The organism is Azospirillum sp. B21 (assembly GCF_008364825.1).
In the GTDB taxonomy this organism is placed as follows: Bacteria; Pseudomonadota; Alphaproteobacteria; order Azospirillales; family Azospirillaceae; genus Azospirillum.
Genome location: NZ_VTTO01000017.1, coordinates 1 through 20946, shown reverse-complemented (window position 1 = coordinate 20946; position 20946 = coordinate 1). Strand labels below are relative to the sequence as shown.

Sequence of the window (20946 nt, the reverse complement as noted above, 5' to 3'; positions counted from 1 at the left end):
TCCTGCTGCTGGTCGAGCTGCAGCCCGCCGGCGGCGCGGCGCCGATCAGCACCAACCCGGCCACCGGCCGGTCGGCAAAAATTTTGCGCATTCAGTAAATGCGCCGGTACATCCCGACCCGATCTGGAAACCACTTAAAATGACAAGCCTGTGGTTTCCCAGCCAGGATGAAAGCTGCTCGTCCGCCAAAGGCCCGTCAAAGCCGGTATCCTCTGGCCTCCATAACCTCGACAAGTTCCATATCGGAAAAGAGACGCCAAACGTCTGGCCGCCGCCTCATCTCGGCCACAAGAACTTCATCGGTGACGGCCTCTAAACTGAAGCATGAAACGCCCTGGCTCGGATGGGGCGTCGATTGCTTCTGGTGCGAGGAAGCTTCAACTAAGAGGTTCGCTGACAGGTGGCGAGCGGTCACCAATGCCATACTGACTGCCTCGCGCAGCTGAAGGAAGTCGCGGGTCCAGTTTGCGACTTTTTTCTGCGCAAGGAGCGTTCCGTTTGGCTGCAAGACGTAAGCCGTACCAGTATAGACCGGCTGGGTAATCGTCCCGGCAGGCGCCTTCTCCACAAGCACGGCACCGATCGGAAGATCGTGCGCGCCGGAATCGAGGAACGCCCCCTCGAACGCATGACCGTCACGCTTCGACAGGTCGACACTCGTCACGTGCTTCCACCAACCGGCAGGCATGCCGATTACGACAGAGCGTACGATTTCAATCCTCAGACGCATCGACAGGGCTCCATAGGTTCGGTGGTAAGGGGGGGTTCTATGCGGCAACGGCCGGCTCCGTAAGGAAGGCGTAAAGAACGGCGTTGACCACCAGGAGGTCCTGAGCTCTGGTGAGCGCCACATAAAGCAGGTTCAGCTCATCGTCGTATGTATCAGGATCTTCTTGCTTTATCCGGTCATCGACCTCTTTGAAGTCGGCGGCCAAGCGAACTGCGGGCCACTGCCGCCCTTTGGACTTGTGGATGCTGCTGAGCACCAAGAACGCTTTCTGTTCGTCGGTGTGTCGTTCCTTTAGATCGGTGAGCAGGTCCGGAATGTCATGGCCGTGGCCCTCAACCAATCGGGCAAGGAAACGCAACTCAACCGCATCGACCGCCTCGCAATAGTCCTTCAGCTCCTGCCAACTGTCGAATTGAGCGAGTTCCTCGATGTGGCGCTGGGGCTTGCCGTCCGACCAAAGAGAATAGGCGCCCTGGACGAGCTTCATGATCTCGTCAAGACCGCCAACGACGTGAAAGGGATGCTCGCTGGTAATTGCCTCTGCAAATAGACCGGCGTTGGTGCGGCAGAGACAGGTATGCGGACGCATGATGGTGCCGATAACGACACGGCTTGCTCGAGCGGGGTTTCCGACCAGGCGCTGATCGGGGAAGTCGATTTTACGAGCGAGGACGCGGTTGGCGGCCTCGGCGATCGTTGCTCCGAACCTCCAGCTCTGGGTGAGTGGATATTCTGGCGCGGTGATCTGGCGCATCGCGTTGACCGCTCCACGGAAGCGATAGAGCTGCTGGTGCCGATCGCCACACCAAATGGTCGGGATGCCTTGCCGCTGGATCGCATCAACCATCACCGCGGAGCCGTCTTGGGCTTCGTCATAAAAGACGTAGCGGGGCCGGCCAGGCAGGGGCCGATCAGAAAGGTGGAACATCTTGACGTAGTAGTCATGGAGGATCGGACAGTCACCCTTCTGTGCGGTGATCTGTGACCAGAGGTCCTGGGCCAGCGCCGCGATCTTCTCGGTTTCCTCGACGGCGCCGGCGGCGGCGGCATGGTGAGGCAGGATCGTACGGTCAAGCGACTGGCAATACCGGTCGACTGTCCGCAGGACGAGGTGCCCGAGCTTTGCTGCTGCGATGTCAGAGCCGAAGCCTAGCCGTTGTGCCGCCGTTCGCGGTGGGATGCGCTTCGTGATCCTTTTCTGGAACCGGGCCATCTCCATGGCCCGAAATGCTATGCCATGAGAGGTGAGGCAGAGGACATGCGCGGAGTTGAAGCGACGTTCGGCATCGGTGCGCATCGCAGTGTTGAAAGCGTTGTAGAGTCCGCCGGGGCCAAGGGCTTCCGAAGACAGCACCAGAAGCTCGGTCTTGCCAGCCCCGGCAAACGCATTGGCTTTAGCTGATTCACGGCGTCGAGCGGCCTCGATAATTGCGCGCATCTCCTGGGTGGGCTGGTGCTTTCCCATGTGTCTCAAATACCCGCGGTTCGAAAGGGAAGGGGAGATTAGCGGTTGGGCGCTGCGCGCTTGCGCCGGAACTGAGCTGGGTCGTCGAAACGACCGGCCCAAAATCCGCGTCCGGTCAAACGGGCAACCGCACCCAAGGCGACATAGTCGCGGCTGAAGGATTCGTACGGATACGCCCATCCCTCCGATACCATCCGAGCGGAGAGGTCGATCGGGCCCACGCGGCAGAGGCCGACCGGACGGTGAGGACGGTGGCGAGTATCCACGTCACGGATCTCGCACTCGGTGAGCACTGAGCCAGTGAGGCAGATTCCATGCATATTCGCGTAGGGGCAGGGACGCTCACGGCCACCGATCAGTTCAGCCAGGTGACGCGTAGCCGCGCGACCGCACTCGAAGGCCGCTCCCTGACCGTCGAGGCAGGATTGGTCGTTTTCTGGAGCATCGATGCCGTAGAGCCGTATGTGGACTCGAGCGCCGCTGTGGTTCACCTCAATGGTGTCGCCGTCCAGGACGCGCTGAACTTCAGCGGTGATAAACTCACCACGTGTCCACTGATGCGGGTCAGCGGCGGCCGGCTTGGTGAGGACAGCAATCAGACAGGCGACGAAGGTCTTGATCAGGCGCTGCATGGGCTGGCTCAGCGGTAAATGGCCGACCGTCAGGCGCAAATGCGAACGCTGAAAATAGCAAAGGCGGCCAATGGCCGCCTTCACCACGAGAGGAGAGCATGAACGATGCTTCCTATCAACCCCAGCTCCGACACTAACTGCCTCTGACGGTGCCTGTCAATGGGATTATGCGGCGGTCTTGGCGGCGGTCCTCACAGGAGCATCACCCGCGGTTGCGGTCACGTCCGGCTCATCGTGCGCATTCGCCAGCGTCGCTCGAGCGACCGTCGACGCCGGCATTTCCGTCACGACAACCTGTTCCGAAACAGGGTCGGTGGCGACTGCATCATCGACCGGAGCATCGGCCGATCCATCCGTCGGAACCTCTGCAACGGATGCGGTTTCTGCAGCCTTGTCATCGGGCGCGGCGGAGCTGGCCGCCGTCTCGGCGAGTTCGGCCGCGACGTCCTCCTCCTTGCCTTGCCGCCGCGCCGCGTCGCGAGCGCGGGTCTCGATTTCGTTGATCTGCCCCGCAAGCGCCAGCACCTGTCCGGTCGAGCCCTCCTGCGCCTCATGCCGCTGCGTGTCGCTGAGCAGCTCGCAGAGCCACAACCCTTCCACCAGGTTCATGTGCTTGTCGAGAAGCTGGATCAGCTCCAGGTACCGGCGGGCGTGTGGGCTGCTGATCTGGACCGTTACAGGGGTTGGCCGCGTGAAGCTCAGCTTAAAGGCGGCACCCGAATCCTCCAGCAGCTTGGTGAGACGGGCGTGATCGGCTTCGATGGCCTTCTTCACCTCGTCAATTCGGCTGAACACCACCGCGAGAACATCGTCGACCTCCTTGGGTTTGGCGATGTGTCGCAGGATGACCGAGATCGTATAGAGCGAGCGCATCACCCGGAACAGAGCCCGCTCTTGGACATACTGGGCTTGCTGGGACTGAAGGGTCACCTCCAGTTCGACGACGGCGATCGAGCGCGGTGCCCGGCGGTTGTTACCTCTGTCCTGAGCCTCGTTCTCACGACGTCGCGGTCCGCGTGGCCCGCGGTTGGAGTTTTGTCCGCGGCCGTCGCCGCGAGCTGCTGGGGTCGGTGGCATGCGAAAGCCCTCTCGTCACGAAACGTCCGGATTTTAGTCGAGCCGCGCTCGCCGGGCGTGCCAGCACGGCGAAAAAAAAGTGCGGTATTGTCGGCAGGGTTGGTTCCGCCGGGAGCACGCCGCGAAAAAGCGAGCACATTGTGGGGGTGACAGGCGCGTGACGTTGAGACACAATGTCCGCCTATACCTCGACCGCGATCCACACGGATCGTTGTCGTTGGTCAGTGTCCAAGGCAGCACCTCGGGCACTGGCTTGGGACCGTAGCGAATGCTGCGATCCCACTTGGTGGCAACACCCGGGGAACGTCCCCCGTCAACAACGTCATGTGGTGTGAGAACGGCCTCGCCGTTCCTATGAACCATGCCCCGCCGGGGAGGCTTTCATCCCCGGTCCTGGGGATAAATTTGCCCTCTTCCTGGCCGGTCGCTCAACGATCAGGATGAGCCATGTCAAATGACCAGAAGATGCTGGCCATCATGAACATCGTGGCCAGTTACGTGGGTCTGGGCAGCTCTGAGCAAAAAGCGTCATATTGCAAAGCTCACTTCAACCTTCAGAAGGTTGGTGTTGAATGCAAGAGCGCCAGCAAAATTCTGGCAGAAGCTGACGTTTTCGCTTCGAGGCGACTCACGCCGAAGCACTGATCTTTCCTTCAACCCCAGACGGAGAGCATCACATTGAAAGCGCATGCATGCGCGTCCGCTCACCAGCCCGCTCAAGGGAAGGAGCGAACATGACTTACTGTCTCAATCAAGCCACCCTTCTTGGTTTCATCGGTGAACCACCGATGATAATCGACGCGATTGGTGGTCGCATCGGCCTCATGCGGCTTTGCACCATCGAACGCTGGTCGGCCAACGACCAGGCACGCGAGCGAGTTCAGTGGCACACCGTCATCTGCCGCGCCGACAAATATCTGCCGCTCTTCGAGCATGGCCTCCTGGCCGGGCAGATGGTCCTCGTGCGCGGTCAGCTGGAGCATCGCTCCTATACTGACGGCAAGGCATTGAAGGAGCGTTGGGTGTCTGAGATCGTCGTCCATTCGATTGGCGGGACGATCATCGGATGTGGCGAAGATGCCGGCACGATGCAGGGCCTCGCATCGTGCATGAACGAGGTGGTCCTCGTAGGCAAATTGGGCAACAAGCCCAAGGCCCATGAATTTGAAAATGGCGGACGAAACTGCGTCGTGCGTTTGGCGACGTCGGAGCGGTTCAAGGGTGGCGGTCCCAACGGGGAAAAGGAGCGCGTTCAGTGGCATACAGTAGTATGCCGCAACGAAGCACTCGTCCCCTTCATGACCGGCAGCCTCGACAAAGGGTCGTTTGTGGTGGTGCATGGACAGGTCGAGTATCGGCCTGTCGGCGCAGATGGTGGACTGGTCACCGAGGTGGCTGTTCGACCGTTCAGCGGGAGCATCATCGGCTGCGACCGCTCAGCCGGATCCAACCGCGGTGCGCCGGTCCCATTCGCTCGCAATCCTGGTCTTTCGACCGGGCTTGCCGGCCGATCGCGGACATGGCGTTCGGAGCGGCAAGACCCCGATGCCGACGATGATGAAGTTGGCGAAGCGCCGTTCATCCCATCGGTAGCGGTGGCCTAAACTCACCGCTCCAGCGGTCACGTTCTTCCAAAATCCCAAATCTCCCCGACGGGGCGCGATCCCCGGTAGGGGAGGTGCGTCTGCGCGGGGGGAGCCTATCACCCCCATAGGAGAGCAGACGATGGCTTCGAATTCGAGAAAGCGTGGAGATAACAAGGACACGGGAACGTCGTTGGTTCCTGGCCAGCCGCGTTGGCAGCTGCCAAGCATCGCGCGAGACCATTATGGTCTGAACGAAGCACAATGGCAGCTGCTCATCGACAATCTGTATCCTTCGGCGAATACGTTGGATGGAGTGCTGTTGGCGCTTGCCTACTGCAAGGCTAATAACCTCAACATCTGGCGAAAGCCGGTGCACATTGTCCCGATGTGGTCCAAAGCAAAGAGAGAGTATGTTGAGCAGGTTTGGGAAGGATACAATTCGTTCCTGACCATCGCGCACCGTACTGACTCGTTCGCTGGTATGGATGAACCGGAGTTCGGCCCTGACAAGACCGTGACCTTCACAGCAAAATTTGAGAGAAGGAACTCCAACGAGCCTATCGAGCGTCAAGTCACGGTTACTTATCCAGAATGGTGTGTTGTCCGGGTCTATCGTCTGACGAAGAACGGACGCTTCCCGTACCCTGGAAAGGTTCACTGGCGTCAGACGTTCGCAACCACCTATACAGTAGATGGCAATGAATTTCCTACGGAGATGTGGATTAAGCGTGCACACGACCAGTTGGCAAAATGCGCAACTGTCGCGGGGCTACGTCTCGCTTTTCCTGAGGAAATGCCCGCCTATTGCGCGGAGGAGATGAGCGGCCGTGTAATCGACGATGTCGACTACACCCGCTCTGTCGGAGCCGCGGTGCCGCCCCAAGCAGCGGTAAACCCCTTCGACAATATTCCTTCCTACACCGACGCCGGAGTTCCGGAACAGACCCGCAAGCTGATCGCAACCGCGTGTGAAAACGCGCTGCGCGCCGGCGTGTCGGCTGCCTGGGATCAATCGGCGGAGTGGGTGTTGAAGCGGTTCAGTGGCGACAGCAACACGGTGGGCTATGCACTCACCATGCTGAAGCGCTGCCGCGATGAAGGGATCGTCCCCTCGGTGAAGCCGACGGTGCAAGCTTCAGCAGCACCGGCATCGGCGCCAGCGCCAACGGCCACGCGAGAAGAGACGGTGACAACTGGGGAAGCGGCCAAGCCGGTGGACCTGTTCGGCACTATCCCTGAGTTTGACGAAGCGAAGGTTCCCGACAAGACCAAGCGGACCGTTGTCCAGGCCTGCCGGAATGCCCTCCAGGGCAACACCGATCAGGTATGGGCGCAGGCCGTCGCGTGGGTTCGGGAGAAGTACGGGGAGTCCCAGGATCGATTGGGCTTTGCCCTCTCGCTCCTGCAGGCGGCCTGGACCTCGGGACAGGTGCCGGAAGTCAGCATGTCGGAGAATACTCCGCCAAGCGATCCGGCACCGAGCGCGCGCGACCAGGTTGCCCAGGAGCTGTTCGGGCATCTGCCAGAGTTCGACCTCTCGCAGGTCCCGGACAAGACCAAGCAGAACGTCGCTGCCGCGTGCGAGAGCGCCCGGAAGGGCAACGTGGAGGCAGTCTGGATCGAGGCTATCTCGTGGGCAAACAAGACCTACGCGAAACACCCCGACCGGCTGGGCTACGCGCTCTCCGAGCTGTACGCCGCCTGGACGTCGGTAACGCCGGGTTGATGAGGTGCACCATGAACATGCGCCAAATCGTGGCGGGGCGCCCCCCCGCCATCATCCGGCTTGCCGTCGCCGCGGCTGCTATTCCCGACCAGGGGAAACGGCAATCGCGGACGCGTGCAGCGGTGTCTTTGGCCGTTGGCCTTGGACATCCGCTTCCCGCGGACTTTCCCATCCTCGTCGAACGCATATCCGTCGCCTCGGACTTTGATCCGAAGCAGACACTTGAAAATCTCGTGAAGATTTGATGCGGGCGGTCCCATGAGGACCGCCCATCCCCTATCACCCCCAATTGAGAGAAGAATTCCATGAGCAAGACCTTCACGTCTGACGATCGCGACACGACGGTCGCCGCAGCGCTGCACTTGGCTGGCGTTTGCGACAAGTCTCAGGTTAAGCCGCTCGCCAAAAAGGCACGGCAGTTCACGCGCGGAAACAACGGCCCGAGCGAAAAGCACGGCATGAGCTTGCAGCGCTACTTCGACCTGAAGGACGGCAAGCTCGACAGTCGCTTCTACGTGTGATTCAGCTGGACTCACGCAACCGAACTAAACTCCGGACAGCACGCGCGGGCAGAATGAACGGCTGCTGCGCGCGTTGCATCTGGGGCTAATGCCCCGCTGCGGGACGATCGTCTCGCGGCTCCCTGGAAAGCTATCAACCCCCATTGTGGCGGGCCTCCCCGCCAAGGGGTGAGGTCCGCCTTCGAGGTGAGCCATGACCAATCGCAACTGGAAAATCTCGACGTTTCTTGCCGAGTTTCTCGGTCTCCTGATGCTGATCGGATCGCTCTATGTGGGCATCTGCATCGTCGGCGGCGCCTATCTCGAAGCGCGCCATAGTGCACCGGTGACGGCCTGCGCCGTCAACGTCACCACACCGAACAAGTGCTGAAAGGAGCCATGATCATGACTCGGCTGACCGTCGTCCAGGCCAAGCTCTATCGTGCGCTTCTCGCGCGGAGATTTGGCAATATGACCATCCTGCCTGGTCCTGAGGCACAGGCATCCGGTCAAGAGACGCTGCATGATGGCACCAACCTCTCATGGTCGATCATTCTTGATCGCACCTCTGGAAGCTGGGTGCTGAAGTGCTTCGTCAATGGACTGGAGACAATAACGAAGAAAGACTGCTATCTCGGATACATCGACTATGAAATATCCGACTTTATTGAAGGCGAGTTCCACAAACTGCAGTGTCGTGAGGATGCAGAAGCTGCCGCGGCCGCGAAGGAGGAGAAACGTATCCGCAAGGAAGCGTTCCTAAAAGAACTCTCAATCGCGTCCGATGAAGTGGTGCTTAGGCACTACCTTAAGGCTATTCGGGCCACACGCCGTGCAGATGAGCGTGAAAGTGAGTGGGACTGGCATCCGGCCTACACAGGCCCTGATGATCCTGGCCGGGAATATTACGAGAATGCTGCAAGGGCTGCTCGGAGGCGCGAAGAGACCTTCGAGAGCGAGTTGCGGCGTCGCGGAGTACTACCGAGCCTCGAGACCATCAACGGCCTGCTGAGGTTCTTCGATGAACACGCTCCGGAAGGTCCCTGCCGGTCGGAAGGCATTCTGGACGACGATCTGATTCCGTATTGAACCACGGGATTGGGACCCGCCGTTCCGAGAAAAACGAGCGTTCCTATTGATCCCCCCGCCGGGGCGCGTGCCGCCCTGCAAGGGCGGACTGCGCCTGGCGCGAAAGCGCACAGGAGGGCGCTTATGACCTTCAAGGCAAGAGACCTACGTCAGAACACACCTGAATGGGCGCAGTGGCGCGGCGAAGCCGGCGTCGTGTCTGCTTCACAAGCTGCTGTGCTGATGGGTGTCGGTTATCAGACACTGAACCAGCTCTATCGGGAGCGCATGGGCATCAATCCAAGTGAACCGGAGAACCACTTTATGCGGTGGGGCCGGGAGCATGAGGACGACGCCCGGATGGCTTTGGAGGATGTGCTGGAGACAGCATTCCTCCTTCCCTTATGCGTCGAACACGGGGAGCACCCGCTCCTTCGTGCCAGCCTCGATGGATGGGATGGTGCTCATCCGTGCGAGATCAAGTGTCCAAGCGATTCGGTGTTTGCCGATGTGCTTGCCCTTGGCACGGATAGCGAAGGGTACCGGCGGTACTTTCCGCAGGTGCAGTTTCAGATGCTGGTGACGGGCGCTCAAGCGGCGTTCCTGTTCTTCTGGCGCCCCGACGATCAGAAGCTTTTCCGCGTGGAGCGCGACGATGACTATCTCGCGCAACTGCTCGACCGGGCGCTGGACTTTAGCCGGCGTCTGCTGGAGGCGGATGAGCCGCCGGTAGACCCCTCACAGGATGTCTACCGACCGACCGGCGGTGAGGTGGCCGAATGGACCCGCCTGACCGAAGCCTACAAGGCGAAATCCGCTCTGGCCGACGCTGCAAAGGCTGACGTTGCGCGGCACGAAGCGGAAATGGAAGCGCTCAAGGCGCAGATGGTGAAGCTGAAGGGCAACTTTGCCCGGGCTTCGTTCAATGGCGTCGATATCACGTCGTCAACGTCCATGCGGCTCGATACGAAGAGACTTCGCGCCGAGCTGCCGGACGACTTCCTCCGGAAGTACGAGAAGCCGAGTGAATCGGTCCGCATTACGGTGCGCGCAGACAATCCGGCTTCAGCAACGGCGATCGACTCCGCTGCAGCCTAGAGTCCCATCAACAGATCAAGAGCGCCTTTCACCTGGTCAGCTGGCCGGGCCGGGGGCGCTCGCCCTATCACCCCCAAGAATATGAGAGAGAGCAAATCATGACGATGATGACCCGCGTTGAGGACAACATCCCCGCGGCCCATACGGGCGTGATCGCGAAGGAAGAGACAGCATTCGAACTGATCGGCAGCGAGCAGGACATCGACACCTCGGTGTTCGGTCGTCCTGGCGCGACCGTGACCGGGTTTAAACCGGGTCACTTTCGTGTGCCGCAGATCAAGGCGTACTATCACTTCCCGGCCGATCTCCTGGAGGACTTCTGCGCCTTCTGGGAGGTGAACGACGGTGGCGAGGGCTTCCTGCTGTTCGGCGATGCCGGCGTTGGAAAGACCTCGTTCGCGGAGCAGTTCGCAGCTCGGATCAACGCCCCCTTCTACGAGGTGGTTGGTGATCGCGACCGCGTGCTGGATGATTGGATCTGCACGATCCACATGACGAACGACGGTGCCAAGCCGGTTCTAGGTCCCCTGGCGCTGGCTGTGAAGTTCGGAGGCATTCTGTGCATCAACGAGGGCGACAAACTGCGCCCCGCGGCGAGACACGGTCTGCACTCGATCCTCGAAGGCATGCCGCTCGTCATTCCTCAGCTCGGAAACAAGGGAGTCATCCGCCCCCATCCGTATTTCCGTCTCGTGATGACCGGGAATAGCGGCGGGTATGGTGACCAATCGGGCATGTACCAGGACAGCAACCGCTTCGACCTCGCGACACTTGATCGCTTCGTCAAGCGGCGGCTGGACTACCTGCCCGCCAATATCGAAGAGCAGGTGATCCTGCAGGCCTACGAAGAGTTTCCGGAGGAGCTCGCGCCGATGGTGGTCAAGCTGGCCAACAAAGTTCGCGAGCAGTTCCGGAACGGCACATGGGCTTGTACCTTCTCTCAGCGTGCGGTCCTGCGCTTTGTGCGCTGGATCATCATCCACGCCGATAAGAAGGATGCCACCGGCACCCATTGCGGCCTTGCGCGCGCACTCGACCTCGCCCTCACCGAGGGCCTGGATGAGGATGTTCGCAAGGCGATCCATGAACACGCGAAAGACGTGTTCGGCAATTGGTGGACCCTGGGAGCGGCGAATGTCTAACCGCTTCCTCCTGCTCAGATTCACCCACCAGACGGGACGTCTGGCGGGTAGATCGAACGACTGGGCGATCGCAGTCATCGGTGACGCGATCGAGATCCGAACCGGGCGAACCGGCGAAATCCTGACGCGACGGCCGTTGCTCCGGACAAACTGGTCGATGCCCACTGCCAGCGATGAAGCTGACAAGCGATGGAAGGAGCAGATGCAGCAATCCTACGAGATCGTGGGACACTGCAGCTTCACTCCGGAGGGGCTGGCTATTGATATCTCACCGGTCGTCGAGGGCATGGTGGTCGGCGTGCCGATCAACACGCTGCTTGAGGATACTGAGATGAAGCCGCCGGCGCTCTTCTGGAGCGTGCGAGCTGAAGACTGGGCTACGGCACGAGGCATCATGGAAGAAGTCGCGGCAGTCAACGAGCAGTTGGCTCCTCGGCTTGACCTCCGATGGATCGAACGTAGAGGAATGCCAACGAGCGTGCCCGTCGTAGACGGCTACGTTTTTGCATTCTCAGGCTATAGCGGAAGCGGAGTTCTGCGGTGGGATGGTGAGGTGCCGAAGGGTTCACCGGCGACCGTCCTTTTGTGGATCCTGCTGTTCCGCAAACACGGTGGTCAAGCCGTCACCGTCACAGCGGCCGATGCCGCTGGAAACGAGATCACGGGGCTTCGTCTTGCCGACAAGCTCGGCGTGCTCCGTGACCTAGGCGGTGCGGACATAGACACCGTCAAGCCTCTAGCCCTCAGCCTCGGGCTGATCTCCACCGGTCTCGAGGGCGTCCGCCCCAACCGTATGAAGCGCTTCACCTTCAGCTGATGCGCAAAGCGCGTCCCGGCACAGCCGGGACGCCCAACGACACCTATCACCCCAAAAAGCGAAAATACGGAGAGCCGCGATGTGTCGCGATGCGAGGATCATCACGCTGAACTGGCGGGATGAAAACTATGGGCCCCTGCATTTGGCGGCGGGCTTCCGGTACCAGGTCGAGCCGCCGCTCTCAGCGACTGGTGTTCTGAAGGTCAACCGGCTGTTCCGACGGCATCACTTCGGCTTCAATCCTCACCGGATGAGCTGGATCGCCGAAGGTCGGCAGGGTGCACCCGAAAATATGATCCAGGAGCTGAAAGCCAAGGGCTATCAGGTTGTGAACAACGGATGCGTGCCGGACGGAGTCCAGGCGTAAGCCTCACGGCTTTTGTGCGCGCATGTCACGGTGTTCTGAACCATACGCCTCTGTCGGCCCGATCCTGTCCGGGATTGGAAGGAAGACTGCCGGTGACCGACCGGCTGATACCCCCCTATCACCCCAATGAACGATGAGAGCAGGTACTGCGGCGCTTCCAGAAATGGCGGCGCTCGCGGTGCTGAGGAGACAGCATGAGCGATCATTACAACGAAAAAATCCTTTCGAGCATGAGCATGGTCTGGCTGAAAGCCGGCTGGTTCCGGGGCGGCGTCAAGCTGCAGGCCCAGGACATAACGCTCGGCGACGGCGGTAAGCTGCCGCCGGACCAAGTCGCTCGTCTCGGCACGAAGCTCGTGATCGACCCGAGCGAGCTGGCCGTGTTCGGAACGCTGGTGAAGCGGGCTGAGCGCGTCCTTCTGGCGCAAGGACTGCGGTTCATGGGCGGCTATGCCGTCCCGAATGAGTACATCGATAGTGTCCTGGTGGAGCTTCGCAAAGTCGAAGTCGACTTCCGGGATGCACTGCGGGATCTCACCAACCGCTACAACGACATCGTCAACGACTGGATCGGGAAAAACTCCGAGTTTGCCGACGCGATCCGGCGGTCAGTGCTGCCGGTCGACGAGGTGGAAGCTCGTTGCCATTTCCGGTTCCGGGTTTACGGGATAACCGTGCCCGAGGGCGTAGACGCAAGCGCCACCGCTGCCAGCGAGGTCGCCACTATGGGCGATACTTTGTTGGACGAGGTGGCGGTTGAAGTGCGGGAGATAATCCGTGATTCGATCGACGGCAAGCCACCGAAGATCAAGATCACCATCCTGAGGCGGATTGAACCGGTTCGGCGCAAGCTGAAAGCGCTCGCGTTCCTTGATCGTGACGTGAAGCCGGTTCTCGACGATCTCAACGCGTTCATCACCGGCGTACCGGATAAAGGCCCAATCGAGGGTTCCACCTATCACTGGATGGTCGGCGTGCTGACTATGCTCGCCGACCCGGTGAAGGTCCGAAACCACGCTCAGGCTCTACGCCAAGGCGTATCCGCGGATGTCCAGGATTCCATGTTTGGGGTCGGCGTAACAGCCGGAACCACGGGGGATCTCTTGGCGACCGTGTCGGATGTTGCCCCGGTTGCCGGCTCTGCGTCCGGTTCAGCGCCGGCCGTCGATGACAAGGCGGGTGAGGGAAGCGTCCCCGTCTTCGTGCCTCCTCCCGAGGAGGACGATGACGATCTGGAGGCGGCTTCTCCGGAGGTCGAGCCGCAGCCCGGCATTCCGGCTGTCGGCTTCGTGCCGCCAGATGAAGATGAAGATGAAGACGCGCCGCAGGATTTGATCCTATCGGCGCCGGTTCCTGTGGCTGGTCCGGTGAGAGCCGGAGCGGCCGCGGCGAATTCTGCGGGGTTCGACGTCGATGATGGCGTCGCTTCTCTTGCAGATACCGACACGGTCCAAATCGACGATATCGTCGCGATTACGTCCGATGACGGTGATCTCTTCGGAGGGGTTCCGCCGGTGCCGGTAGCGGCTCAAGCCGCAGGCCGGGGCAGGCGTCCTCTGCGAGGCTTCAACTTCAGCCGCTGATAGCGCGGGGCGGCCTGGAAAGGGTCGCCCCCCTCTCAACCCCGAATATCGAGACGAGCTATGAACGCGATTGCGCGCAAATCTGCCGCGATGATGATGGGCGCTGCCCCCCGCGAAGGGGGTATAGCGCTGGAAAATTCGCTGCCACTATATGCAGTACTCACCGCTGAGGCCTTCGGAGTGAAGGTGCAAATCGGCGGGGACCGTAATGCATGTGACGGAGAAACCATCTTCATCGAAGGCTTCGATACAACTGACCCTGACATGAAGATCCTCGTGTGGGCAATCGTCTGTCACGAGTCCTTCCACAAGAGATACACGGACTACTCGGTCTGGTTCTCAGCTGCGGATGGCACGATTCGACAAACCATCCTCAACGTGATTGAGGACGTGTGGATCGAGCGCGCCGGGGGCGAAGAGCTGCCGGGGACACTTCGCCGGATTGGTGAACTGTTCGCCACCTGGGCGGCCCAAGGCCGGGTTTCTGCCGCGACCAGCGAGAACAGACCGGCACAAGTCATGAGTTCCTATCTTCTGCATCGCCTTCGAGCTGACGTCCTGGGGCATAGTGCTCTGGCAGCGTTGGCCGATCGTGAAGAACCGATCCTGCGACAGATGTTTCCGGCAGGTGCTGTCACTCGCCTCCACGGGCTGATGGCTCGCGTCAAGAACATCTGCAGCACACGTGAAGCTCTCATCCTGACCGATGACATCCTGCGGATGCTTCAGGAGGAGCAGAAGAAGGAAGAGGAGCGCCGCAATCCTCCGCCCAGCTCTGGCAACGGCAGTGGGAATCCCGGTGACGACGGTGACGATGCTGGCGACGGTGACGATGCTGGCGACGGTGACGATGCTGGCGACGGTGACGATGCCGGTGACGGCGACGCTGCCAGCGACGGCGACGCTGCCAGCGACGGCGACGCTGCCAGCGACGGCGACGCTGCCGGGGACGGTGGTGCTGCCGGCGACGGCGACACTGCCGGGGACGGCGATGCTGCCGGGGACGGTGGTGCTGCCGGCGACGGCGACGCTGCCGGGGACGGTGGTGCTGCCGGGGACGGTGGTGCTGCCGGTGACGGTGGCGCTGCCAGCGACGGTGATGCTGCCGGTGACGGTGGCGACGCTGGCAACGGCGACGTTGCTGGCGACGATGACAGCTCATCCACCGGCGCCTCTCCCAGCCAGGGAGCGGGCTCCGGGGGTGCTGATGTCTTGCAGCAGGTCCTCACGGCCCGAGCTGATGAGATCGTCGGCATGGATGCCTTCGCCGATGCACGGCAGATGCTTGGTGCCGCCGCTGCAGCCGCACCGCGCGAGCAAAAGTTCTGCCTACCCACAGCAGACGTTCTGGGAAGCCAGCCCGCTGCGGGAGACAGGATGCTCGGTCGCGTCAAGACCACCGCGCACGGCGCACGGTACCGGCTGGAAGGCCTGCTCATGGCCGAGCGTCAGGAGGAGATTGTCAACCAAACGACCGGTAGCCGGCTCGATACCCGTCGCATGCATCGCATGCTCTCGGGCGACATGCGGGTCTTCCGTCGCCGACTTTACGAAGAAGCACCGAACACTGCGTTCCATGTACTGGTAGATCGTTCGTACAGCATGGATCGTCGGATGACCTTGACCGTCGAGGCCGCCCTCGCGCTGGCCTGGGCGATCGAAGGCCTGGACGGGGTCAACCCCGCCGTGACCGCCTTTCCGGGGCGGACCTCGGAGCGGGTGTTCGCCATGCTCCGCCATGGTGAGAAAATCCAAAGTGCAGTCAGTCGCTTTCCATCCGTCTCCGCGGATGGAGGCACTCCGATGCTGGAGGCACTCTGGTACGCCGCGCAACAGGTTCTGCTGCAAGAGGAGGAGCGCAAGATCATCCTGGTACTGACGGACGGTGATCCCGAACAAAAGGATCGGGTTGAACTTATGCTCAAGCGTCTGAAGCAGTCCGGCATCCAAGTCGCTGCGATCGGCATCATGACCGACTATGTTCGGAGCCTCTTTGAGACTTGGGCAGTCGTGAATGAGCTCAGTGACCTACGCAACGCATTGTTCGACATTACACGAAAGCTGCTTTCCTAAAACCCCAATGATCCGGCTTCGAAAGAGGCCGGATTTCATTCTTGAGAGGAAGCAATGGAATTCATCGTACTGCTCATTCTGGTGTGCATCTTCTTCATTGTGCGGGAGATGAACACCGATAGAAGCCTGAAAACGAAAGAAGTGCTTGAGTCTGAGAACCGCATCATGGAACGGATTTTGGCGGGTATGCTGAAGTCCGGCCCTAGTGATGGTGAAGGCTCGGACGCGGTGTCGCCGGCCGCCGGTCAGCAAACCGTCTCCTCCAACAGCTTGGTCGTCTCGACCAACGAGCGGGAAGAGGCGGAGCAGACGGCTGACGACGACCATCCGGACGGAATGCTGGCGACGGTGTTTACCTCCGGTGCAGTCGACATCTCGAAGGGACGGGCGGCTTGGTGCGCATACGTGCGGTCCAAGGGAGCCATGTCTGAACCTGGCGGCATCCTGAAGGGCAAGGTGGCCAACGCGCTCCATGCAGAGGTCGCCGCGGCCGCGGAAGGCATCAAGCACGCCATTGAGCAGCTCGGGCTGACGTCCGGGGATACCATCCTGCTTCAATCGTCGTCGGAATACGCGCTGCAGGTGCTTTCGGGCGCAGTGTCGGTGGCTCCGGACGCTCCGGAAGCTGGGATCGTGTTCCACATCGTCGACCTGCTGCGAACTCAGCATATCGGCTTGCGCATTCGTCATCGCACGGATGGCAATGGCGATCGGCAACGTCGCGACCGAGCGCTCCAGCTCGTCGAAACGCGAGTCCAGGAGCTGCTGCTCAAAGGTAAGAAGCCGAAAGGCAGGAAAGGGCCGGACCACGTGGTGGCATGGGACAGCAAAGAGAGCCATGGACAGCCTGAGGAGCGGATAGATCATGCCGATAGGGATGATGTTCCATTCGTGGCAGATCCTAGTGCGACACCGTTAGAGGCCCGTCGCCGGCAACCCGCGCAATCCCTGGCTGGGCTTGTTCCTCCACCCTTGCCTGCTGGCGCATATCCGTCGCTCGCCGCTGCGAACAGCGGAAAGGCCGGCGGTGTGAAGGCGCGTCGTCGGGCTTAAGCATGATCCACGCTCCGCCGACCGCGCGGCTGCCTGATTAAAAGAAACGACAATTTGATCAACCCCAATCGACCGCTCCCTGGGCGGGCGAACGAGAGGATTATTGCCATGAAGGATGCCTTACCTCGACGCAATGGTGGTCGACAGGTGCGCCTTGTTGCCGACGCGTCGTTTGACGAAAGGTATCGGCGCGCCGGCTGGGCCTGCTGGATACAGTCCGGCAGTTCGCCGGTCCTCACGAGCGGCGTTTTTCCAGACACGCTCTCCGACAACAACCATGCGGAGCTTGCAGCTCTTTGTCATGGGCTTGGAATCGCCATTCGTGAATTGGGGCTGGGCGAAGGAGATACCATCGTCGCCCGCACCGATTCTCTGAATGCGATCCAGGCTCTGAACGGATCTCGGCTGATCAGCTCGAGCCGGCTGCAGGAAAGGCGGCTCTGTGAACGCCTGCACGCAGTGTTGCGATCCAAGGGCTTGAGGCTGGTCCTCGATCATGTAGGTGGCCACACCGGCAAGCAGGACTCTGACAGTGCCATGCAAGCGTGGTGCGACAAGGAGGCCCGTGCTGCGCTGGCAAAAGTGACAGCGCTCGACGCCCTGATCCTGGACGTGATCGCAGCGTGACCGTTGAGCAGCGCAAAGCTGAGGGACAGGGCTAGATGCCATTCCCTCGGTCAGCTGTGTGAACGCCCGCGGTGAGGTGATCGGCGGAGTGGGCAACCACTCTCCGCTCTGCTTTGAACCCCCAAACAACGAGGCAAAACGATGGCGAAGAACATCGATGCTGAAATGGTGCGTCGAGCTGCGACCAATCGCTGGGGTCAAATCCTGGCGAAACTGGCACCAAAGCTCGCCGACGCTCTGAAGGAGCCCGGCAGGACCAGGATCGAATGCCCGAAGCACGCAAGCCAGCATGGTCGGGATGGATTTCGGTTCTATAAGGATGCCCTCCAAACGGGAGGCGGGGTGTGCAACACCTGCCGCAATTCGTGGGGTGGGCTCGGCTTTAAAGACGGGCTGGAGATCCTGCGCTGGTACAACGGCTGGGAGCTCTGGGAAGCCTGTGAAGAGGTGGCAGCAGTGCTCGGTCTCGAAGGAGGCAACCAGGCACGCAATGTCGCCGTGCCGGCGCCGACGCCTGATCCAACGGCTGAGGAAAAGCGCCAGCGCGACGACGAAGAGTGCCGGGTCATGCTGCAGAGGGTACTGAGCGAGTCACTGCCTCTGGATGATCCAAGAGCTGAAGCCGCCAGGCTGTATTTCGCACGACGGGCACTGCCCGTTGGCGAGATAGACCTTGCGACATACCGGTTTCATCCGGCGCTTGTGCATTTCGACGAGAAGTCGAAGCAGTACACCCGCTGGCCAGCCATCATCGCGATCTTTTCGGACGCCGCCGGCGTGGCTTGCACGCTGCACCGGACCTACATCACGAAGGACGGGATGCCGGCGCCGGTGTACGAAAACAAAAAAATGATGAGGTATCGGTCCTCCCGCGACGTTCGCGGCGGAGCGATCAGGATAGGCCCCGCCACCTCGGTGCTTGGCATTGCGGAGGGATGGGAAAACGCCAGGTCTGTAACCGCCGGAACCGGTATGACTTGCTGGGCAGCGACCACTGCGGTCTTGCTCGAGCAGTTCGTGCCGCCTGACGGTGTGGAGGCGCTGGTGATCTGGGCCGACCTTGATCGGTCGAACACGGGTCAGCTATCGGCTCGCAAGCTTCGTTTGCGGCTGATGGCACAGGTCCATGTTCAGATCCGCTATCCGGCCGAGCACATCCCCGCCGGCGGGAAGGGAGTCGATTTCAACGACATCTGGAAGGAGTTCGGGACTGCCGGGTTTTCGGTTCCCGAAATCCTGCAGAAACATGTCGCCTGAATGAGTGGGGCAGTCTTACTGCGACCAGCAGCTTTGGCTGTCGGGGGCGGCGATCTGCCACCAATGAGACCGACCATCAAAACCAACACAAGGGCCGAAGCCATGTAGATCTACATGGCTTCTCCCTATCCACACATAAGGAGACCATCAATGACCAAGTTCTGCTGTTTGTGTCATTTGCAAGAGCTGTGGCACTGCGCGACCGATGCGACCGGCCGCGATCCGGAGCAAATCGAGCCGCTCACCTGGAGCTATCTGGGGCGACTGGCGATGCTCTTTTGGCAGCGGAAACTGCGGCTGTCGACATTCCTATGGGCACTGCGGGCGAGGCCTGCGAGCGTCTGCGGGATTGGCGGTAGCTACGCCGTCGCTGATTGGATCCAATAAGCACAAGTAATTGATCAACCCTGGCGGGGAGGCGTCTCCCCGGCAGGGGTGCGTTTCCCCCGGCCAAACAAGGGGAACCGCGAAATGTCGTCACAAGTTGCATTCGCATCGCGCGCGATCCGCTATCCGGCGGAGATATTGATCGGGTGCAGAGGAGCTCGCGAGGCTCTGATCTACCACGATCATTTCATCCTCCTGGAACTCGGGGGATCGAGCAACATCATCGATATGGACAAGAGAATTGCCCGCGACTGGTATCCACTCGGCGCGGGAATGGAATGGGAGGTAATGCGAAGCGTTGTCTGTCGGGCAGCCATCTGCGAAGGCGGCGGCCTAAAGTGGCAAAACCGCAGCACCAGAGCGGAGAACTATATCAGTGCGCACCGTCGGACGTTGGCCAACTCTACGCTCTTCAGTGACTTGGCATCCATGCCAACGGCCCTGACCGCATCGGTTCTCCTGCACACTGAAAACGTGAGGGAGATGAACAACCATGACCGGCAGCGTCTGGAAGATCTCTGTCGTGTGCGGCCTCCGGAAAGGCGTAGGCCGGCTTCCGGTGAAGGCTCTGCGCTTGAAAGTCTTTCATGGACCTTCGATCTGCGCAGCGCCACCGAGTTCGTTCAGTGGATGAAATACCGAACACTCGACCGAGGAGACGTATGTAATCAGATTTCAGTTACCGGTTGGCATGACCTTGCACAGGGGCGCCAACTGACAATGTTTGGCGGATGAGTGCCGAGGGGGCGTTTATGGGTTGAAATGTTCCAAGTGAGCACATAGAGAACATTCAGACCCATGACGCCGTCGCTGTGTCGCTCACGGAATCGGGCGGCATCCGCGTGCGGAACAGAGGAGGATCACCATGAACCTCTACGATACTGACTTCTATGCTTGGGCAAACGAGCAGGCGGCTCTATTGCGTGCCGGAAAACTCTCGGCTGCCGACATCGAGCATATTGCCGAGGAGATCGAGAGCATGGGTCGCAGCGAGAAGCGGGAACTCGTCAACCGCTTGAGTGTGTTGCTTCTCCATCTTCTGAAGTGGCAGTTCCAACCCGACCGACGCGGAAGGAGTTGGACCTCAACGATCAGGGTTCAACGCGTTGATCTGACCAGCCATCTGCAGGATAATCCAAGCCTGAAGGCCAAGCTTCGTGAGGCCATCCAGGAGGCATATGTCAAAGCAGTCATTACGGCTGCAGGTGAGACGGATCTTCCTGAATCGACCTTTCCGGAAGCCTGCCCTTGGACATTCGAGCAGATGATGGATCCCAGCTTCTGGCCGGGCGATCCGGTTTAAAAGCTATCCCTGGGTGCACGAGCCCTGGGAACATGATTATGAAATGACAACAACGCCGACAACGGCGCTTACCATTGGCGTCCAGCTACGCCCACCGGCTGCTCTGCAGTCGGAATCACAGGTAGTTTGCTCCGGATCGTGCCCTGAGAGCATTCCCAGTGAAATGCAAATGCGAGATACTCTGCCTCACGCCCAACCGCATCAAGCGGTTGGGCTTTTTTTTGGTCTCGTCTGGAGCCGTCAGCGACGGCCCGGCAGCCAACACTGCCGGCCGCCGGCGGCGGGCTGGCCGGCCTGGTGCCGGCGCGCGTCTCGATCTCCACGACCGCAGCGGCTGACCGGCCGGGCCGGCAGTGATCCTTCAGCCGGTCGGCGCTGACGGCGCGCTGACCGGCCTGGTGCCGGCGCGCGTCTCGATCTCCACGACCGCGGCGGCCGACCGGCCGGGCCGGCAG

23 protein-coding genes are annotated in these 20946 nt (G+C 60.8%); 19 read left to right on the top strand and 4 right to left on the bottom strand.

Going from position 1 to position 20946, the window contains the following annotated elements:
* Window positions 1-196: 196 nt before the first annotated feature.
* The 4 genes from FZ983_RS27180 to FZ983_RS27165 form a co-directional block, all read right to left on the bottom strand.
* Window positions 197-730 (bottom strand): hypothetical protein, encoded by a 534-nt coding sequence (locus tag FZ983_RS27180; protein ID WP_149227289.1) that lies wholly within the window; start codon window positions 728-730, stop codon window positions 197-199.
* Window positions 731-767: 37 nt separating this feature from the next.
* The gene (locus tag FZ983_RS27175) at window positions 768-2195 is read right to left on the bottom strand and encodes an ATP-binding domain-containing protein (RefSeq protein WP_188092537.1); all 1428 of its coding nucleotides are present in this window, start codon (window positions 2193-2195) and stop codon (window positions 768-770) included.
* Window positions 2196-2233: 38 nt separating this feature from the next.
* On the bottom strand, window positions 2234-2827 hold the full coding sequence (locus FZ983_RS34355) for a thermonuclease family protein (RefSeq protein WP_188092536.1): 594 nt from the start codon (window positions 2825-2827) through the stop codon (window positions 2234-2236).
* Window positions 2828-2992: 165 nt separating this feature from the next.
* Window positions 2993-3757, bottom strand: a complete 765-nt coding sequence (locus FZ983_RS27165) for a hypothetical protein (RefSeq protein WP_149227283.1) — start codon at window positions 3755-3757, stop codon at window positions 2993-2995.
* A 594-nt stretch (window positions 3758-4351) separates the two neighbouring features.
* Between FZ983_RS27165 and FZ983_RS27160 the strand changes: the two genes are divergently transcribed.
* The 19 genes from FZ983_RS27160 (at window position 4352) to FZ983_RS27075 (ending at window position 20491) form a co-directional block, all read left to right on the top strand.
* On the top strand, window positions 4352-4549 hold the full coding sequence (locus FZ983_RS27160) for a hypothetical protein (protein ID WP_149227281.1): 198 nt from the start codon (window positions 4352-4354) through the stop codon (window positions 4547-4549).
* Between the two features lie 89 nt (window positions 4550-4638).
* Window positions 4639-5508, top strand: a complete 870-nt coding sequence (locus tag FZ983_RS27155) for a single-stranded DNA-binding protein (protein ID WP_188092535.1) — start codon at window positions 4639-4641, stop codon at window positions 5506-5508.
* Window positions 5509-5629: 121 nt separating this feature from the next.
* Window positions 5630-7216, top strand: coding sequence for a phage recombination protein Bet (gene bet, locus FZ983_RS27150; protein ID WP_149227277.1), 1587 nt, complete (start codon window positions 5630-5632; stop codon window positions 7214-7216).
* Window positions 7217-7227: 11 nt separating this feature from the next.
* Window positions 7228-7461, top strand: a complete 234-nt coding sequence (locus FZ983_RS27145) for a hypothetical protein (RefSeq protein WP_149227275.1) — start codon at window positions 7228-7230, stop codon at window positions 7459-7461.
* 60 nt (window positions 7462-7521) lie between these two features.
* The gene (locus FZ983_RS27140) at window positions 7522-7737 is read left to right on the top strand and encodes a hypothetical protein (protein WP_149227273.1); all 216 of its coding nucleotides are present in this window, start codon (window positions 7522-7524) and stop codon (window positions 7735-7737) included.
* Window positions 7738-7930: 193 nt separating this feature from the next.
* Window positions 7931-8107: a hypothetical protein gene (locus FZ983_RS34350; RefSeq protein WP_188092534.1), complete on the top strand. Its 177-nt coding sequence runs from the start codon at window positions 7931-7933 to the stop codon at window positions 8105-8107.
* Between the two features lie 14 nt (window positions 8108-8121).
* Entirely contained in the window at window positions 8122-8805 is a 684-nt protein-coding gene (locus FZ983_RS27135; protein ID WP_149227271.1) for a hypothetical protein, read from the top strand.
* Window positions 8806-8928: 123 nt separating this feature from the next.
* Window positions 8929-9882, top strand: coding sequence for a lambda-exonuclease family protein (locus FZ983_RS27130; protein ID WP_149227269.1), 954 nt, complete (start codon window positions 8929-8931; stop codon window positions 9880-9882).
* Window positions 9883-9980: 98 nt separating this feature from the next.
* On the top strand, window positions 9981-11024 hold the full coding sequence (locus FZ983_RS27125; RefSeq protein ID WP_149227267.1) for an AAA family ATPase: 1044 nt from the start codon (window positions 9981-9983) through the stop codon (window positions 11022-11024).
* Entirely contained in the window at window positions 11017-11841 is an 825-nt protein-coding gene (locus tag FZ983_RS27120; protein WP_149227265.1) for a hypothetical protein, read from the top strand. Before FZ983_RS27125 ends, FZ983_RS27120 begins: the two co-directional genes overlap by 8 nt.
* Window positions 11842-11920: 79 nt before the next feature.
* Window positions 11921-12208 carry a hypothetical protein gene (locus FZ983_RS27115; protein WP_149227263.1) on the top strand — a complete coding sequence of 96 codons (288 nt, stop codon included), beginning with the start codon at window positions 11921-11923 and terminating at the stop codon, window positions 12206-12208.
* A gap of 194 nt (window positions 12209-12402) precedes the next feature.
* Window positions 12403-13791, top strand: coding sequence for a DUF3150 domain-containing protein (locus FZ983_RS27110; protein WP_149227261.1), 1389 nt, complete (start codon window positions 12403-12405; stop codon window positions 13789-13791).
* A 60-nt stretch (window positions 13792-13851) separates the two neighbouring features.
* Window positions 13852-15864, top strand: coding sequence for a VWA domain-containing protein (locus FZ983_RS27105; protein WP_149227259.1), 2013 nt, complete (start codon window positions 13852-13854; stop codon window positions 15862-15864).
* Between the two features lie 54 nt (window positions 15865-15918).
* A complete protein-coding gene (locus tag FZ983_RS27100) occupies window positions 15919-16917 on the top strand; it encodes a hypothetical protein (protein WP_149227257.1) in 999 nt (332 codons plus the stop codon).
* Between the two features lie 108 nt (window positions 16918-17025).
* A complete protein-coding gene (locus tag FZ983_RS27095; RefSeq protein ID WP_149227255.1) occupies window positions 17026-17544 on the top strand; it encodes an RNase H family protein in 519 nt (172 codons plus the stop codon).
* Window positions 17545-17685: 141 nt separating this feature from the next.
* A complete protein-coding gene (locus FZ983_RS27090) occupies window positions 17686-18801 on the top strand; it encodes a toprim domain-containing protein (protein WP_149227253.1) in 1116 nt (371 codons plus the stop codon).
* Between the two features lie 150 nt (window positions 18802-18951).
* Window positions 18952-19188, top strand: a complete 237-nt coding sequence (locus tag FZ983_RS27085) for a hypothetical protein (protein ID WP_149227251.1) — start codon at window positions 18952-18954, stop codon at window positions 19186-19188.
* Between the two features lie 84 nt (window positions 19189-19272).
* Window positions 19273-19923, top strand: coding sequence for a hypothetical protein (locus FZ983_RS27080; RefSeq protein ID WP_149227249.1), 651 nt, complete (start codon window positions 19273-19275; stop codon window positions 19921-19923).
* Window positions 19924-20053: 130 nt separating this feature from the next.
* Window positions 20054-20491: a DUF29 domain-containing protein gene (locus tag FZ983_RS27075; protein ID WP_149227247.1), complete on the top strand. Its 438-nt coding sequence runs from the start codon at window positions 20054-20056 to the stop codon at window positions 20489-20491.
* Window positions 20492-20946 lie beyond the last annotated feature (455 nt).